Raw genomic sequence first — 17,489 nt, 5'->3', positions numbered from 1 at the left:
ACTCAGGCTCGGTAGGGCCCGCCGGAGGCTTCGGTCGGCGTCACGCGCACGAACGCGACTCCGTTCGGCGCGGGCGCGAACGAGAGCGGGGCCGTACCCGTCGCCGTGTAGACGCCGTCCTGGAGCACGACGCCGATGCCGGAACGCCAGATCGTGCCCAGCACGGTGCCGTCGGGAAAGGTGACCGGCAGGCCGAGGTGGAACCGGGCATCGACGGCGGCCATCAAGGCGCTGATGGTCTTCGCGTCGAGGATGGGGTCGGTGTCATCCATCGGGCACCCCGACATTGCTGGACGTGCCCAGAGCCGCGGTCTGCGTCCGCTGCGTCCGCTGCGTCCGCTGCGTCGCGGCGAGGTTCCAGCCGAGGCTGCCGGGCGTGGGACCGGCGAACAGGATCAGGTCGCAGATCACCCCTGGCGGGAACTTCAGACCGAGGAAGCTGAGGGCGACGTTGTTGAACATCAGCACATAGAACGGCTCGAGTGCGGATGTCATCGAGTGTGCGAGGTTCGCGTCGCCGAACGTGGTGGAGAGCAGCCCCTCGAGGTTGAAGCCGAGCGCACCGGCTGAGAGGGCGGGGAGCTGCACGAACACTCCTGCGGCATCGTCGTCGGGCGTGGTCCGGCTCGGCCCCCATCCGACGACCAGCGAGGCCTCGATCGAGGCGTGCGCGTCGGAGAGCGACCCGAGAGAGCCGAGCGGCATACGGAACCGCAGTGCGTACTGGGGTGCATCGGTGACGCGCGCTGCACCTCCGGGTGACGTGTCGTCTGGAGCGAGCTCGGCGACGTGGACGACGGCTCCACCGAGTTCGGTCGCCGAGAGCCCATCGGCGTGCTGGAGGAAGCCGCCCAACGTGAGCGGGAGGCCAGCGACCAGGGATCCCTCGCGCACCGCAGCGGGCGTGTCCGTGGCGCTCAGCCCGCTGAAGTCGGGCGTGATCACGGGCGGCCCCATGCGTTTGCCGGTCGCGTCCAGCGCGCAGGAGATGTCGAGGGCGATCCCGCTGACCTCGAGTCCTTTGCCGTTGGCGCCGTAGGAAAAGAGGTCGAGTCCATCACGGACTCCCGGGAACGGATTCCTGGCGAACGCGAGCGCGCCGCTCAGTGTCACCCTCGAGCGGATCTCGGCCGTCTCGTCTGTCCTGGCTGACGGCTGAGTCTCCTGTGCCGGAGCGAGTCCCGCCGAGGTGAGCTCGAACGCATCGAGCACCCGCACGGCGCCGCCGGCATCGGTGAAATCGAAGACGGTGGGGTCCGACAGGCGGAAGTCGAGTGAGCCGATCGCGCCATGCTCCTCGTACGTCCCGTGCAGCACGACCGTGTTCGTCGGATCCGCGCCGAGCCGGACTCGGCGGCCGAACAGCACGTCGATACCGATGGCGACCTCGGCGGTGAGGCCGGTGAGCGTCGAGTTGGCGATCGAGGCGGTCAATCGCCGCACGCCGAACCGGTAGTCGCCACCCGCATTCGCCCCCGGCTCCGTCGACGTGTGATCGATGACGCCGAACAGCGAGCTCGACGCGATCTCGGGCCCGCCCTCGCCGTGGCCGAGGCGGTTCACGTCGATCCCGAAGTGGTGCGCCGTCAGCTGCCCCTCGATTCCGGCGAAGAGCGCCTGCAGGTCGGCGGGCATCCCGTTGCCGTCGATGGCGGCGTTGAAGGCGAGCACCCCCGTCCAGTCGGGCCGCGCGGCGAGCGCGCGGAACGCGACGAACGGATCGCCGGGCTTCCCCGCGCTCGCCTCAGCCTCATCGATGGCCGCCTGGAGGGCCCGCCGAGCCGCGGCGACCTGCTCCGAGCCGCCCACGAACACCTCAGGGTGGGCCCAGCCGTCGCCCGCGATGAGCGTCTTCAGTGCGACGCCGGTCGCGAACTTGAACACCAGGATCGTCGGCGCCGCATCCGGATCGCCGGAACCGGCGAAGGACACGTTGAAGCGGGCCACGTCCAGCGCACGCCTCGCCATGGGGAATCGATGCCAGTCGGCGAGCACCAGGAACACCTCGTCCTGCAGTAGCGCGGTCGCGAGCCATGGCGCGACCGTTCCCGATGCATCCGGTTCGAAGGCCAGCATGCCCGAGCCGCTCACGGCGAGGGTCAGCTGCCCCCACGTGCCGGCGAGGCCTTTCGTGCCGTCGTGAAGGTCGACGAGGAAGCCCTGGGTGGTGCTCGTGCGGCCCGCCAATGGCGTCCCCACGGCGTCGCAGAACACCGGCGGCGCCGGCGGCGGCGGCTCCGCCCCAGCCGCCGCGACCTCCGGCGCCCCCGCGAGGATCTCCCCGCGGATGCGCGCCAGCACCTCCATCTCGAATGCCTGCACCACAGCGGCGGTCTCGCCGGACAGCTCCGGCAGACCTCCGTAGAACGCCATGGGCACGGCGACGGGCGCACGCAGGTCGCGCACCTTGGTGGAGACCGCTGCCGGCAGCGTCATCCCCCCGCTCTTCGCTCCCGCCGGGATGACGGATGGCCCGTAGTTGACGGATGCTCCCGGCTGCGCGAAGTAGTCGCCGTTCGGTCCGCTCGGGTCGACCCACGACGTGGTATCGGAGTGGGCGAAGCCGCCACCCGCGGCGTCGTTCCACCTCGCGGGGCGTGATGGAACGAATGCGATCCGCCGACCTGCGGAGGCCACGACGTACTCGAGGCCACTGAGCCCGCACATCACGCGCGACGGCTCGGACACGTGCAGCGCGAACTGTCCCAGCGGTGCGAGGGAGACCACCGCCCGTCCGCTTGCGGTCGTTCGACGTGCGAACCAGAGACCGGCACGGGCCTGGTCTGCGTCGGTGCACGGGGTGAGGAGCACCCGGTCGCCACCTGTCGTCGTCGCGACCTCTGCGGCGAGCGCGGTGACGTCGCTGTCCTCGGCGAACCGGAGGCGGGTGCGACGCCCGTCGAACGGGGCTGCAGGATCGAGGTCGACGTCGAGTGCGAGGCGCAGGTCGCTGCCGCCGGGGAGGTCCGCCATCGTGGGGAACACCAGGTCGATCGCGTCATCGGAGTGCTGTCGGACGTAGCGGAGGTCACCTGCGCGGGCCGGCCCCGTCGACTCCGGGTCATCCTGGACGAGGCGGAAGAGCTCCTCGGCACCCCATTCGACCGAGAACGAGAGCACGCCGGCGGTCGCGCCGTCGAACGGGACCGACACGGGCGTGCCCTGCGGCAGCGGCAGGCCGGCGACTTCGACCCCCGGCCGAGCAAGCTCCATGTTCGTCGCGCTCGGGCTGGAGAGTTCGAGTCCGTCCTCCGACACCGAGATCCACGTCGAGGGTGGCACCTCGAACGCGAGGTCCCCGAACGACAGCGGGTACCAGCGCGACTGATCGTTCCGAACCTTGCCGTTCTTGCGGCCCTGCGCCGTCGCGAGCAGCACAGAGGGTGCGTCCGCCGCCCCGCGTGGGAGCCATGCCAGGGCGATCCCGACCTGCGAGCCGGTCGGCAGGTCGAGCCGCTGGACGAGGCCGGCGGCGGACTCCTCGACCGGGGCACTCGTCCAGATGAACGCCCCGTAGTGCTGCCACGCGGCGGTCGCGGTGAGGTGCTCCTCAGGCGCCGCCGGAGCCCGTTGCATGACGAAGTAGACGTTCGCGCCGCTGGTCGTTCGGTACCGGGCGCAGCCGTCCCCATGCTGTTCCAGGCGTAGTTCGATCGCGATCCCCCCGATCGCTCGAAACGCGTGGGCGCACCGCGCCCATCCCCCAGTCGCAAGCTAGCGCCTCGCCCATAGCGGAGTCAATGCTCCGGTCGGATTCGCAACAAGCCGGCCGGTTCGCGGTTCACAGCCCTGAAATGAGTTCCACGATCGGCGCGGAGGTCTCATCTGGATTCGCGAACTGCAGGTCATGGGGGCCGTCGACCTCCACCTGCTCGGAGACAGGAGAGATCGCGAGCCAGTGGGCTTGGTTCTCGACGCCGCCTTCGTCCGCCTGCGTCGCGCTGATGACGAGCACCGGGAACTCGCCGAACGGCATCGCGTAGGCGTCCTGCTCGACCGAGGCCTGCACCCAGTCCATGTGCTCGGGGTTGTCCTCCCAGGTGAATCCCTCCTGAGCCTGGTACTCGGTCATCATCGCGGGGTCGTCGTGGTAGGCGTCGATCGTGACGAGCGCGGCGACCCGGTCGGGGTGCGCCTGGGCGTACGCGATCGCGATGTTGCCGCCACCCGACTGGCCGCCGACCACGACGGGCGCCTCCAGTTCGAGCGCCGCGATCACGCCGTCGAGGACGCCGACGAGGTCGGCGAGACCTCGGGGTCGGTCGGGTGGATCGTCGCTCGCGGCGCTGGTACCGAGGCGGTCGTAGGTGCACACCGTCGTGACCTCGGCGATCGGAGCGACGAAGGACGACGGGAACGACCCCGTGCCGGCCGAATCGGTGCCGGCTTCGAGGAGCAATGCCGGGCTGCCCTCGCCGCGGCATGTGTACCCCACGGTGATCCCGTCGAACTCCACCGTGCCCTGACGGGCGTTCGAGTCCGTGGCCGGCGTCGACGGGGACGTCGACTCCGACGTCGGAGATCCGGGGCCGCATCCGGTGAGCCCCACCATGACCGCGACGGTCAGGCCCAGGACCACGGGTCGACGTCGGTCAGGCCTCTGCACACACACGTCCTGCTTCATCGCCGTCCCCCGAATCGAGCACGCCCACAGACCACCGAACGTGAATGTATCTCATATTCGGCTCGCCTGTCGGCCCCGATACGGGGGCGGAATCGGGTGAGTCGCTCGTCGCGGGTGCAGACTGGCTCGTCGGCGTCGGCGTCGGCGTGACCTGGTGCGACCCTGCCCGTCGGTCAGCCGCCCGTCGTCGAGCACCTGCAGCAGCAGGTTGAACACGTCGGGGTGAGCCTTCTCGATCTCGTCGAACTCAGCGAGTTCGTCGACGGCCCCGCCCGAACCGTGCGGCGTCGAAGTCACGTCTCATCGGGTCGAGAGGGACTTCGCGTCGATGTAGTCGCAGATCGGTCGCACCGGTGAGCGCGGCCGCGGCCTCGCGCTCACCGCCGTGATCTTCGGCTGGATCGCCGTGGTGAGCCTGGCGCTCTTCGCGATGTTCTTCCTGATCTGGGGCGGGCTCAACATGTCGAGCACCGGCTGAGTCCCGCGCTCGGGCACACGTGGGGGTCAACCGGTGGGGCGCATGCCCCGTCGGTGCACGAGATGGCGGCGTCGACCCGTGTCGCGCTCACCCCGTCGGGTCGCGCCGAGCCTCGCGCCACCGCACGGCGATGAGCGTGCGGCTGTCGCATCCAAGGGCGACGAAGAGGTCGGCGACGTGCTTGCGCACGGTCCGCTCGGTGAGGCCGAGGCGCCCGCCGATCTGCCGGTTGGTGAGGCCCAGCTCGACGAGCGCCGCGACCTGGCGCTGGCGCGGGGTGAGGCGGTCGGGGTCGCGGTCGGGGTCGCGACCGAAGCCGACGCCTGCGGCCAGGACCTCCATCGCGACGATCGCGCGCCGGAACTCGAGACCCGCCGACAGCGTGGCGCGGAACCGCTCGAGCCGGTCGAGGTCGGCATCGGTGAAATCGCGGTCATCGCGCCAGGCGGAGAGCAGGAGGAACCGGTCGGGCGTCCGGAGCAGCGGCATCGCCGCCTGGTAGCGGCTGCCGCGCGGGTGCAGGAGCACCTCGTAGACCTCGGTGCGCTCGAACTGGCCCAGATCGACGACATCCGTGAGTCGCGACGCCGCCGCCGGCCCGCTGACGACATGGGCGAAGTAGGGGTGGGTGCCGATCAGACGCTGCCACTCGCCGTACTCGCGCTCGCTGATGGGGGCGCCGCCACGAAGTGCGACCTCGGCGCTGACCTGCTCGTCGAGTCGGAGGGACGACACGCTGAAGGTCGAGCCGCCGACGTGCGCATCCAGGACTGCGAGCGCATCGGCCATGACGTCGGCGCCTTCGGCGGCGGCTCGTGCGAGGGCGACCGTGTCGGCAGCGAATCGCTCGCTGGTCATATGTCTACGATCGGGTTCCGAGCGGCGGTGCGCTACCCCCGAATTGGGCTGAAAGTGGCTGAAGCGCCACCATGACGCATCCCGCCTGCGGCATTACCGTGCGCTCATGGGGACCATGGGGACTATGGGGACACGAACAGGATTGCTCGCCACGATCGGCTTCGTGCTGCTCGCGACCACGGCCTGCGCGCAGTCGGGCGCGGGCGAGGAGGCCGACCCGACGACCGACACGTCGGCTTCGCCATCCGCCGAGGCGACGGAGGGCGCGGATGCCGCCGGGCCGGCGACGGTCGGCGACACCTTCGAGTTCGCCGACGGCACGACGATCGGCATGCTCGCCGCGCCGTGGACCACCACCGACCGGGTGGACAGCGTGCTGTTCCACCAGCTCCCGGACAAGCCCGGCGTGCCAGTCGACGACGCCGTGTGGGCCGACATCATCGTCTACGTGCCCGATGCGGCATACGGTCCTGGCGCGACCGAGCCGGAGCCGGTGCCGGCCGATCCCGTTGCGTGGACGCTGTCGCATCCCGACCTGGAGATCCTCGACCAGCGGGAGATCACGGTCGATGGCGTGGCTGCGACGCAGATCGACGCCCGAGCGGTGAATGAGACGAAGTGGCTGGCCGTCGAGGGCACACCGTTCGGTTGGGGCGGCGCCGAACGCGTCGTGCTCATCCCGCTCGACGGCTCGTGGTTGGTCCTGCGTGGCAGCACCTTCGATCCGGATGTCTCGTTCGCCGAGGATCTCCCGCCGGGCGACGGCCTCAGCGAGCTGCTCGACTCGGTCGACATCGCCGACTGACGCCCTGACGACGACGGCCCGGCCTCCGGGGGAAGGCCGGGCCGTCGTGGCGGGTTCGGTGCCGCATCGGGGGTCATCCGGCGGGCTGAGTGCCCCGTTCGTGCACGGTTCCGGCCCCCATGACGACACGGAGCTCGGGTGGGGTCAGGCGGCGTCCGGCAGCGACACCGTGGCGTTCGGCACGGATGCCACGACGAACTCGCCGTCGGCGGCATCCACCCGCACCGCCTCGCCGTCGCCGAGCGCGCCGGTGACGAAGAGGTCGGCGATGCGGTCGTCGATCTCGCGCTGGATCAGGCGACGCAGCGGACGGGCACCGTACTCGGGCTCGTAGCCGCGCTCCGCGAGGAGCGCCACCGCGGCATCCGTCACCTCGAACGCGATCTCGCGAGCGGCCAGCCGGCGCTCGGTCGCGCCGAGCATCAGGCGCACGATCTGCGCGATCTCGTCAGACGAGAGCTTCTGGAACAGCACGATCTCGTCGATGCGGTTCAGGAACTCCGGCCGCATGGCCTCGCGCACCTTGCCCATCACTCGAGCACGCACGTCGTCCTGCGACGAGAACCCCGAGCCATCCGTCGACGCCACGAAGCCGAGCGCACCCGACCGCGACGCGAGGAACTCCGAGCCGAGGTTCGAGGTCATGATGATCACCGTGTTGCGGAAGTCGACCGTGCGACCCTGGCCGTCGGTCAGGCGACCGTCGTCGAGCACCTGCAGCAGCAGGTTGAACACGTCGGGGTGCGCCTTCTCGATCTCGTCGAACAGCACGATCGAGTACGGGTTGCGCCGCACCCGCTCGGTGAGCTGGCCGGCCTCGTCGTAGCCGACGTAGCCGGGAGGGGCGCCGACGAGCCGCGACACGGTGTGCCGCTCGCCGAACTCGCTCATGTCGAAGCGGATGATCGCGCCCTCGTCGTCGAACAGCGACGACGCGAGCGCCCGCGCCAGCTCGGTCTTGCCGACGCCGGTCGGTCCGAGGAACAGGAACGAGCCGACGGGCCGGCGCGCATCGCCCATGCCGGTGCGGTTGCGGCGCACCGAGCGGGCGACGGCGGTGACCGCGTCATCCTGCCCGATGACCCGGGCGTGCAACTCGCCCTCGAGGTTCGCGAGACGCTCGCGCTCGCCCTCGGTAACCCGATTCACCGGGATGCCGGTGGCCCGCGAGATCACGGCGGCGATCTGCGGCTCGTCGACCGTGTGCTGGTTGAGGAGGCCGTCCGCGGCCGTCTCGAAACCAGCCTGCGCAACCGTCCCCTGCGCCTTCGCCTTCTCCGTCGCCTCGTCGAGCCGCTCCTGCACCTTCGAGATCTCATCCCGAATCCGCGACGCCTCCTCATAGTGCTCAGCCCGCACGGCCGCGTTCTTGTCGGCCTCGAGCTCCGCCAGCCGCGAGATCAGCCCCGAGACATCCACCTTCACGCCCAGCTTGAGGCGCAGGCGCGCGCCGGCCTGGTCGATGAGGTCGATGGCCTTGTCGGGCAGCACGCGGTCGGTGAGGTACCGGGCGCTGAGCTCGACGGCGGCGCGGAGGGCGTCGTCGGTGTAGGTGACGCCGTGGTGCTCCTCGTACGCGGGGCGCAGGCCCTGCAGGATGAGCACGGAGTCCTCGATCGAGGGCTCCCCCACGCGAACCGGCTGGAACCGGCGCTCGAGCGCGGGGTCCTTCTCGATGGTGCGGTACTCCTTGAGCGTGGTCGCACCCACGAGGTGCAGCTCGCCGCGGGCGAGGCGGGGCTTCAGGATGTTGCCCGCGTCCATGCCGCCCTCACCGGCACCACCGGCGCCGACGACGGTGTGCACCTCGTCGATGAACACGATGAGCTCGCCCCGGTGCTCGGCGATCTCCTCCATGGTCTTGGTGAGGCGCTCCTCGAAGTCGCCGCGGTAGCGGGTGCCGGCGAGCATGCCGGGCAGGTCGAGCGCGACGACGCGCTTGCCGAGCAGCGCCTCGGGCACGTTCTCCTCGACGATCGCGCGGGCCAGGTCCTCGACGATCGCGGTCTTGCCGACGCCGGCCTCGCCGATCAGCACTGGGTTGTTCTTCGTGCGGCGGCTGAGGATCTCGATGGTCTGCTCGATCTCGTCGGCGCGGCCGATCACGGGGTCGAGCTCGCCGTTCATGGCGCGCTCGGTGAGGTCCATGGCGAACTTGTCGAGCATGGGGGTGGCGGATGCCGCGGCATCCGTCTGCTCGCCATAACCGTCGTTCGCGGTGTCGGTGCCCTCGCCCTGAGCGGATGCCACGTGCTCGCCGAGCCCGGCCGCGAGCGCGTCGGCGGTCACGCCGGCGCGTGCGAGCACCTGCCCGGCGGGGGCGTCCTGCCCCAGCACGAGCGCGAAGAAGAGGTGCTCGGGGTCGATGTACGTCGACCCGCTCGAGCGTGCGACCTGGTACGCGTGGAACAGCGCGCGGCTCGCGCTCGGGGTGATCATGGCCGAGTTGACGTCGGCGGTGTCGGATGCCGCGGGCAGCCGCGCCTCGGTCGCCGTGATGATGCGCTCGGGGCTCGCGCCGACGCGCGTGATCGCCTGCGCGACGGACTCGTCCTCGACGATGACGCGCAGGATGTGCAGTGCGTCGAGCTCGGTCTGCCCGCGCTCGAGCGCGAAGCGTCCGGCGCGCTGCAGGATGCTCTGGGTGCGCGAGGTCAGGAACCGGCTGAGGTCGATCGACCGCGCCTGCCTGGCCTGCTCACCCGCGAGATACCGGGCGAGGAACTCGTCGAACGAGCTCGCGCCGGCCTCGTTGAAGTCGTCTGGCACCTAGGTCCTCCTGGGAACTTGAGTTGGGTACGCTCAAGTTCAACGCATTGAAGGCGAGGGTATTCCTTCTGCGCAACGACGTCTGGGAACGATCGCAGCTCGGCGGCCGCCGTTGGAGATCGGGCGCAAGCTTTCGAAGGGCAGTCGCGGGGCGAGGGTCCTCGGCACCGGCCCGGAGCGCCTGCGCACGTCGACCGGTCAATTCCAAGAAGAGGCTGTTCAAACCGCAGGCTTGCCCTTCACCGCCATCCATGCAACCAACCGGACTTCGCCGAGCGAAACCGTAGGCAGCGGTCTGACCGGCGGAGGTGCCTGGATGCCTGCCGCGTCGAGTACCGTGCGCACCAACTCGATGCGCTCGCTCGCCGTGCGCCCCTCGTTGAGTGCACGTCGTACGCCACGCTCTACCTTCTTTGTCGGGACTGCACGCAGCCGCAGCAAGAGTTCCCGTTGATCTCCACCAAGAGCCCCGCCCTCGGCTCGCACAAGATCGAACGCGTCGCGGAATGACTTCGGGGCATCGGGTTGCAGGTTGTTCGGGTCGGTCAACTCTTGCCAGCGCGCGTGGATGCTTTCCTGAGCGACAGCCCACGCGTCATACGCGCGGTCATACACGAGGTCAGTCATCCAACGCGCGGTGTTCGGGCCCCCGGGATCGGCCGCGATGAGCGCACGCAGCGTGTCCGCGTTGGTAAGCGGCCCGTTGTCGCTCTCGATCGGCTCCCAGTTCTCGGTAACGGGAACGAGGCGGAACCACGGTTGTGGGTGGCCCGCGATCTTGACGCAGAAGACGTAGGCGTTCCCCGCAAGCCGCGATGCCTCATACCCGCTGCCGGACCCGTACGGCAGGTCCTTCGCATCGCGCGCCAGCACGGGATCCTGATCGAACGCGTTATAGAGGCGGCGGCGGTACTCCTCACCCGAGAGCGCAGCGGAGGATCCCCGGGTTTCGACCAGTTCCTCGATCTGCTCGACAATCTCGTCGGCGTCGGCGGCGTCGACAAGCAGGACCTCGCGACCTTTGCGTCCCGGAAGCACCTCCCCCGCTCCCACTGCCGCCTCTGCCTGTGCAAGCTTCCGTTTGAGCGTCCGCTCGAGTCCGAGCAGCGCATCGAGCCGGTCAGATGGAAAGAAGAGGCCAAGGTCGACCGCCTCGTGCTGGCTCCCGATTCGATCGACACGCCCGTGGCGCTGCACGATCCTCATCGGATTCCAAGGGAGGTCGTAGTTGATGATCTGCGCGGCCTGCTGGAGGTTCACACCTTCGGCGAGAACGTCCGTGGTGATGAGGATGTCGAACTGGTCCTCGTGTAGCGGCTCGCCCCCATCGTTCAGCGCCCCGGCGGTCCTGGGTGCGAACCCGGCGATTGTCGCAGCGCGGCCGCCTTGATCGACACCCCCGGTCTCGCCTCGCTTCTGGGTCGATGCGTAAGCGCCTAGGATCGGCGGGGCTATACGGGCGCGATAGTCGGCGAGCGGCGAGTCGCCGGGCACCTCGGCAATGATCTGCGAGAGGTACTCGTGGAGCGCGATGACCGTGTCGGAGTATGTAGAGAAGACGATCACCTTGCGGCGGTCGCCAGAGGACACGCCCCGCGGATCGACCGCACGCGCCTTGGCAGCGATTGCGGTGAGTTCTTCGGCAAGCTGCGCGGTCTTAGGTTCTCCGTCTGCGATGGTCGCGTCGGCCAAGTCGCGCAGCCGACCGAGCAGTGCCAGGTCGCTCTCAACATCGGCTCGGAGGTCATCCACGCGGTAGAACGATGCGGGCTGAGCCTGATCTCGTTCGTCCATGTCGAGGGCCCGCACGAACTCGTCGAGGTCGTCGGACTCGGCGGAGCCCCAGTCGCGAAGCGCCTCGCCGATGAGCACGTACCCCCCCATTAGCGCATCGAGGAATGCGCGGTGCGCGGCAATCAGGGTGTCCAGCGTCGCACGCAGGGCCTGCGGAGATGACTCCAGCCGCTTTAGGAGCGCAGACCGCAACAGGCCGGCGTTCGAGAGTTGGTATGCCTGGAGACCGTCTCCAAGAAGGTAGGCGCTCGTGACATACCGCGAGAGCAGCAGGCGGCCCGGGTCGTCGCTTCGCTCTTGATACAGCTTGTGCGGGTCATCAAGGTGCGGTTGGTCGAGCGCGTAAATCATCGCGTCCACAAGTGCGAGGTCCGAGTCATCTAGGTCGTAGTCGATCCGCCGCACCTTCGCTTGTGGGAAGCGGATGAGCATTGGGCGCCCGTCCGGCCCGATTATCTCCTCGTGGGGGTACAACTCCTTGACGAACTTTCGCGTGCGGCGAACCGCCACTTGATCCATGAGGTCGAAGAGGTGCTCAGGCGTGAGATTCTCGGGGTCGATCGCGCGTGCGGCCTGGATGTACTTCCGAATCGACGGGATTCCGATAGGCGCAAACCGCGCGTCATCACGAACGAAGTACCTGATGAGCGTTTCCAGATCGGTGAGTGAGTTGTTGACGGGTGTCGCCGTGAGTAGGAGCACTTTCTTCGGGTACTTGCCCCCAAGGATGACAAGGTCTACCGCCTCTGAGCGTGCCGTTCCTGCGTTGCGCAGGTTGTGGGCCTCGTCCACGACGATGAGCGAGTAATCCTCGGCCTGCTTGACGAACTGCGGGTCGTGACCGCTCGAGTCAGGATCGACCTTGTTGCGAATCTCCTCGTAGGACATGACGTCTACGCGGTAGCTGAAGCCATGTTTGCGGAGGAATGGAAGCCACATTGAGTTTCGCAACGCGGCAGGTGCCACGATGAGCACACGTTGACGGTTCTGCTCCGAGACTTGCTGAATCACCTCGGCAGCGAGAAAGGTCTTGCCGAGACCCACCTCGTCTGCAACGAGGACGCCGCCGAGCTCATCGAGCAGCCGCTCCATGCGAGCGACGCCATCTGCCTGGAATCGGGTAAGGCTGAAAGCCGTGCTCTTGGGCATGGCCTCTTCGTCGAAGTGCGCCCCGTACAGCTCCCATAGCATCCGAAGGAAAACCGACCACGGCGTGTGCGGTGCCCACTGCTGCTCGTAGTGTGCGGCGAGGTCATATGTCTCGCTCACGTCCCAGAGCTCATTGAACCAGTCCCGAACATTCTTGACGTAGTTCGGGTCGCCTGCGGGGTAGCCGAGGTTCAGCTCGGCGTTGCGCGAGAGCCCGGCGAGGGTCATGTTTGAGGAGCCCGCGAGCACGGCCGCGAGCATGGAGTCGTCGCTGATATACGCTTTGCCGTGTAGAAAGCCCTCGGTGTATCGGCGGACTTCGACGCGCGGTGTCCCACGATTGGACTCACTTCGCAGCCACTCGACCATGCGCTGCGCGTTTTGACTCGCGCGACGCGCGAAGCCCATCGTGTCGCGTTCAGCCTTCATCCACTCGCCGTGTGCTTTAAGCGCGGCCACCACCCGCTTCTCTGCTCCCTCGTCCGCGGCAGCAAGCGCCCGTACGATGTCCTCCTGCGGCTCCGCGCCTAGCAGTAGACGGACGTAAGGCACTTCGTTCAACTCGTCAGCGAGGAGCGCGAATCCCGACGGGTTGACGTACGCCGTGGCGATTGCCGCCGCGGGTGTGACCGCGAGCTTCTCACGGATGATTCGGTACATCTTGTTGATCTCGGACGCGACTGTCATCACCGGATTGTTCGTCGCGAACGCAGGCAGCTGATCTTCGGTCACGCTCTCTCCTTCCAATGGAAGTAGTGAACCAGCACGGCGTCGAGCCTCTCCTGATAGTCCCACCCACGATGGAATGTGGCGAAAACATGGCGCACCTGCGCGGGGGTCAGACCGTAGAGCAAGAACACCAGAGCGTCGAGCTCGGCTATTAGGGACTCCTTCACGCGGTCGTCCTTCCCCGTGCCAGTGTCGACGCCGACCGCCTTGGCCCAGTCGTGATAGCGGCCGTCAACCGCACCAATGGCAGCAGCGATCGAGACAACCCTCCGCGCGAGCGCTGCATCCGGATCGTAGTAAGGCACTGGGAGCGACTTCATCACATAGAAGTTGAAATTGATCTCCACCCACCGCCGCGCGGCCCAGTCGAACGGCAAGCTGCTCAGCACGCCTAGGAGAAACGCCTCAGCCTTCTCATCGCCGTCTGCCCGTAGCACAACCTGGCATCCCTCAGTCGCGGAAATGCCGCCCGGAATGAGCGCAGCAATCGTTGTGCGCTGGTTTGTGTTGCTCGTGATCTTCCGGAATGCGATACGTGGCCGATCCATCGGCAACTTCGTCCCGAAATCGAGCCCGTGGTACGGGGAGCGCGCCTGACGAGTCTGCGCCGCCAGCTTCTGACTGAGGTGATGTCGTAGCGATCCCGCATCGGCACGCGCGTAGTAGATGCCTGTGTCCGGATCCCAGAGATTGAACGACTCGCCTTTGTAGATCGGAATCTTCGCCGACGGTGTGAGGTCAAAATCGTACAGATCCGCGTCGTTCGACGAGTGCAACTCGTTAGTCAGCCGGAAGTCCCAACCCGGCCTACTAGCCGCGAAGACGGGGCTCCGGTGCATCACGCGGAAGATTGTCGCCGACTCGGGGTCGGGAATGAGCGGGAACGCTGCAACGTCGGACCAGGTCTCGAATTCACCTGCTGGCACTTCCGCAAGCCGGTCCGCGCCCCGGAGGAAGTCCGGCTCTGATGCGAACGGCCCAGCGAACCGTACGACGCGGTCACCGTCACGCTCTACCACCGTGAAAGCGAACTCCTTGCTCGCGTGGACGGGACTCTCGAAGACCCAGTGGCCGTTGTTGATCGCCAGGCAGACGGAGGCAAAGGATCCAGAGCGGAAGATTTCACGGCGCCACGCCTCGAGTGGGGCACCCGACACAGCAGGACGAGGTAGCACGATTGCGCTGCGACCACGCGAACGCAACAACTGCCACACCCTCCACGCGAACGCCTGATAAAGATCCGTGTCCCCGGATCCGAGATCGAACGGGCCAGTCCTAATGGCCTTTCCGTACTTGGCGACGTTAGCCACCTCGGCCTCATACTCGCGCACGAGATCAGGACGCCGCTTCTTAAGGTCGGCTATTACCGCATTTTGCTGCTTCTTCGCCATTCGACGCAGACCGAGCCCCGGGAATCGAAGCCACCACCACTTCTGCTCCTCGACCTTGACGGTCTCCCACGGCGGATTCCCTAGCAGGACGTCGAAGCCCGGGTTGTCCCGAAGAAAGACCTCGGGAAAGAGCGCAGGCAGGTGCGCTGGGTCCAACACGCGAACGATCTCGGTGGGCTGTGACGACTCGACGAGTCGCGTGACATGCTCTTCCCGAGTGATCTCCGCTCGCCACTCGCCCAGTCGCGCAGCAACGGCGGCGTCGAAGATCCTCGCTGCCGGTGCGGCTGCCTCCTTAGCCCTGGCGAGCAGGTCTGTCGCCCGCGCGACCTCGGCCTTACCCGCCTCGGAGGCGTTCGCAACGTCCGCGAGGAGCGGGAGCGATTGGTTGAGATATTCCGTGACCGCGCCACGAACCATGCGTTGATAGCCCGACTCATGCCGGTCGTCTGCCAGATCGAGAACGAAGCCACCGTCAGGTGCCGTCACGGGCTGCCTCGCACCACGCCTTTTATCCACCCCGACAAGTGCATCAATCGCCTCGTCGATTGTGCCGATGCCGGTAAGGCTGTTCGCGCACACGAGGCCGTGGTCAAGATTCGACATCGGCAGACCGGGGACGAACGTGTGAATCCACAAGGCGAGGCGAGCGAGCTCGACAGCTAGCGGATTGATGTCGAGCCCATAGATACACCGGCGGGCGACCTGCCGGCGAAGCAGCCCGATTTCCTCAACCTCCGTCTTGGCGACCTCATCGGTGCCGAGCGCATCCCGGGCCACACCCGCGATCGTGAGCAACTCCTGCCGAACGTCGGGAATATCGTGATCGGTAAGGAAGGTTCGCATGAGCGCTTCGATCTTGTCGACGGCGGCAACGAGAAAGTGGCCGGAGCCCATCGCGAGGTCGGCGACGCGGAAGTCAAAGAACTCCATCCGCGACACGGTCATGCCCTTCGCGAGGGCGGCGGCGATGCCGTCGAGATGCGCCGTGAGCGCAGGCACAATCGACCGCTCGATAAGATGATCGACAACAACCTTGGGCGTGAAGTACGAGCCCGTCGCCTTACGCTCGCCTGAGGCGCCGTGGAAGTACACGGTTCCCTTCGCCGCCTCGACTTCGGTTCCATCGGTTGCTGGCACCCACGCGCCATTCCGATCCGTCGCGAGGTCGGAGTCGGCGATCGCCAGGCTGGACTCGAGCAGTCCCTCGTAAATCGTGCCGAACTCGCGGACGCTGAGCGCGCGGAAGTCCACCGGTCCGCGTACGCCCTCGTATGTGGCATCCACGAGCAGGTGCTGCAGTGCAGGCCCGAGCACGGAGTCCGGCAGAACCAGCCGTGCGAGCAGCGCTCCTTCCTCGCTTCGTGCGGCGTCAGCGGCGAATAGCCCGCCATTGTAAGCGGGCACTTGCCACTGCTTGTTGCCTTGGTCGATGGCGTTCCATACCTGGACGAGATCGAACCAGATCGACGATGATTCGCCGAAGTCCGCCTCGTCAATGTCGAGGTTCCGGCGGGCGATCGTCTTCAGGCTGTTGGCGTCGTAGCCCTCATTGCGGCCCGAAGGAAGCAGGCCCCGGTCCTCCGCGTAAGCCTGGAAGAGGAGTCGGAAGAGAATGCGGAGCGTGAGCTTGTATGCCGTCTTGAGCCCGTCTGCCTCGACCTTGAGGTCGACATCCGGTAGTCGCTCGGCGACGGCCTTGGCGATCGGCGGGACGACCTCCTCATAAATGCGCTGCCGCAGGCGCACGCCCAGACCCGTTGCGTAACGGGCGCTGTCGCGCAGCAGTTCGTCCGTCGTGCCCCCTTCGGCAAGCGCCGACGCGGAGAACACAAGGCCAAGCAGGGCTGCCTGAATGTCGTCGATCGCCGAGAGGTCGATCTCGAAGAAGGTCTCTACCTGCCCCTTCTGCCCGACACCGACACCATCCTTGCCCGGGTAGAGGCGGATCTGGTCCTTACGCAAACCGATCACCCACGGCAGCCCACGGCGCTGCGCGACGGCAAGACCGAAAGCGATCGGCGTGAGCTGGTAGCGGGAAGATCTCGCGTCGAAGTGCTCCGTCTCGTCGAGGAGAACCGCAACGGCGCGGGGGGCGTCGGAAGGGCCCGCCGCGTTCGCGAGGATCAGAGTGCCGCCGGTTCCGGGCCCCGTCCGGAACCCGAGCGCCTCAATTAAGCGCAGCCCACGCAGCGCGAGGAACGACCTCGCCTCGGCACCCCGCGATGCCCAATCGGCGCGCGCCGGCACGTTGTGCTCCAGGTGGTACTTGGCGAACAGGCCATTGTTCGTCCAACCGACGCCACCTGAGTCAACCTGCTTTCGCAGGGATGCCATGCGATTGAAGGCCGCCGTCGAGTCAGGTTCGTCCAGCACCGACTGGAGTTGGCGTGCAGCTTGGTCCGCGGCCAGTTCGACCGTGGCCGCCTGCGAGTCCGGCCCGTAAAGCCAGGTGGTGGCGCCGTCGGTGGCGGCAATGACGAGTGTGATCGCGCGGCTGCCCTTACGGAGTGTGAAGAGCTTGTCGAGCAACGCACGGGTAGGCGGTGACGCCACAGTCGCCGTCGCCACCTGGACTCCGCCGAGCCCATCAGGGTCAGGTCCGATAAAGACCTTCCCAAGAGCTGCCCCCGCGGGCGCGGAGCCTGTCCATGAGACCACGTGCGGCGCGCGCAACTCGACCTGGGCCGGGTCCTTGCTCACTCGGCAACTCCTTTGCTCGGTGACCCTTCGACCGCAATCCTTCCATTGAATTCAGACGGACGTGGGGCACAGGGGTGGTTCGCCCGCAGTCTTTCTCTACTAGGCTCCCCGCCCGGCGGTCCCGGGCGAACAGCCGATAAGGACCGGAAACCAACGGGAGCTGATAGGTGAATCTGTCACAGCGAAATC

General features: G+C 67.4%; 8 protein-coding genes and 1 pseudogene. 1 reads left to right on the top strand and 8 read right to left on the bottom strand.

Translation table 11 applies throughout. The features are described 5' to 3' along the window. Positions 1 to 2: 2 nt before the first annotated feature. The 5 genes and pseudogenes from AC3RKB_RS10090 to AC3RKB_RS10070 form a co-directional block, all read right to left on the bottom strand. Complete coding sequence (locus tag AC3RKB_RS10090; protein ID WP_491435963.1) at positions 3 to 272, bottom strand: hypothetical protein; 270 nt, start codon at positions 270 to 272, stop codon at positions 3 to 5. Continuing rightward, positions 265 to 3,576: a hypothetical protein gene (locus AC3RKB_RS10085; RefSeq protein ID WP_491435962.1), complete on the bottom strand. Its 3,312-nt coding sequence runs from the start codon at positions 3,574 to 3,576 to the stop codon at positions 265 to 267. The genes AC3RKB_RS10090 and AC3RKB_RS10085 overlap by 8 nt, the downstream gene beginning before the upstream one ends. Positions 3,577 to 3,781: 205 nt before the next feature. Continuing rightward, positions 3,782 to 4,435 carry an alpha/beta fold hydrolase gene (locus tag AC3RKB_RS10080; protein ID WP_491435961.1) on the bottom strand — a complete coding sequence of 218 codons (654 nt, stop codon included), beginning with the start codon at positions 4,433 to 4,435 and terminating at the stop codon, positions 3,782 to 3,784. A 342-nt stretch (positions 4,436 to 4,777) separates the two neighbouring features. Further along, positions 4,778 to 4,867 (bottom strand): annotated as a pseudogene (locus tag AC3RKB_RS10075) (AAA family ATPase); the annotation flags it as partial. A gap of 322 nt (positions 4,868 to 5,189) precedes the next feature. After that, complete coding sequence (locus AC3RKB_RS10070) at positions 5,190 to 5,960, bottom strand: helix-turn-helix transcriptional regulator (protein ID WP_491435960.1); 771 nt, start codon at positions 5,958 to 5,960, stop codon at positions 5,190 to 5,192. Positions 5,961 to 6,084: 124 nt separating this feature from the next. On the opposite strand from AC3RKB_RS10070, the gene AC3RKB_RS10065 reads away from it, so the two are divergent. Next, positions 6,085 to 6,765 carry a hypothetical protein gene (locus AC3RKB_RS10065; RefSeq protein ID WP_491435958.1) on the top strand — a complete coding sequence of 227 codons (681 nt, stop codon included), beginning with the start codon at positions 6,085 to 6,087 and terminating at the stop codon, positions 6,763 to 6,765. A gap of 144 nt (positions 6,766 to 6,909) precedes the next feature. Here the strand turns inward: AC3RKB_RS10065 and AC3RKB_RS10060 are convergent, their stop codons facing one another. The 3 genes from AC3RKB_RS10060 to AC3RKB_RS10050 form a co-directional block, all read right to left on the bottom strand. Beyond that, on the bottom strand, positions 6,910 to 9,534 hold the full coding sequence (locus AC3RKB_RS10060; protein ID WP_491435957.1) for an ATP-dependent Clp protease ATP-binding subunit: 2,625 nt from the start codon (positions 9,532 to 9,534) through the stop codon (positions 6,910 to 6,912). A gap of 219 nt (positions 9,535 to 9,753) precedes the next feature. Further along, positions 9,754 to 13,209 carry an SNF2-related protein gene (locus tag AC3RKB_RS10055; RefSeq protein WP_491435956.1) on the bottom strand — a complete coding sequence of 1,152 codons (3,456 nt, stop codon included), beginning with the start codon at positions 13,207 to 13,209 and terminating at the stop codon, positions 9,754 to 9,756. Beyond that, the gene (locus AC3RKB_RS10050; RefSeq protein WP_491435955.1) at positions 13,206 to 17,300 is read right to left on the bottom strand and encodes an Eco57I restriction-modification methylase domain-containing protein; all 4,095 of its coding nucleotides are present in this window, start codon (positions 17,298 to 17,300) and stop codon (positions 13,206 to 13,208) included. Before AC3RKB_RS10050 ends, AC3RKB_RS10055 begins: the two co-directional genes overlap by 4 nt. Positions 17,301 to 17,489 lie beyond the last annotated feature (189 nt).

It is taken from the genome of Agromyces capsici, from assembly GCF_058349965.1.
The sequence above is the reverse complement of the archived record's forward strand: the minus strand, read 5'-3'. Positions and strand labels throughout refer to the sequence as shown.

Excerpts from the sequence above, each read along its gene's own strand:
- AC3RKB_RS10065 (WP_491435958.1), top strand. The coding sequence starts at position 6,085 with ATGGGGACACGAACAGGATTGCTCGCCACGATCGGCTTCGTGCTGCTC.
- AC3RKB_RS10090 (WP_491435963.1), bottom strand. The coding sequence starts at position 272 with ATGGATGACACCGACCCCATCCTCGACGCGAAGACCATCAGCGCCTTG.
- AC3RKB_RS10085 (WP_491435962.1), bottom strand. The coding sequence starts at position 3,576 with ATGCAACGGGCTCCGGCGGCGCCTGAGGAGCACCTCACCGCGACCGCC.
- AC3RKB_RS10070 (WP_491435960.1), bottom strand. The coding sequence starts at position 5,960 with ATGACCAGCGAGCGATTCGCTGCCGACACGGTCGCCCTCGCACGAGCC.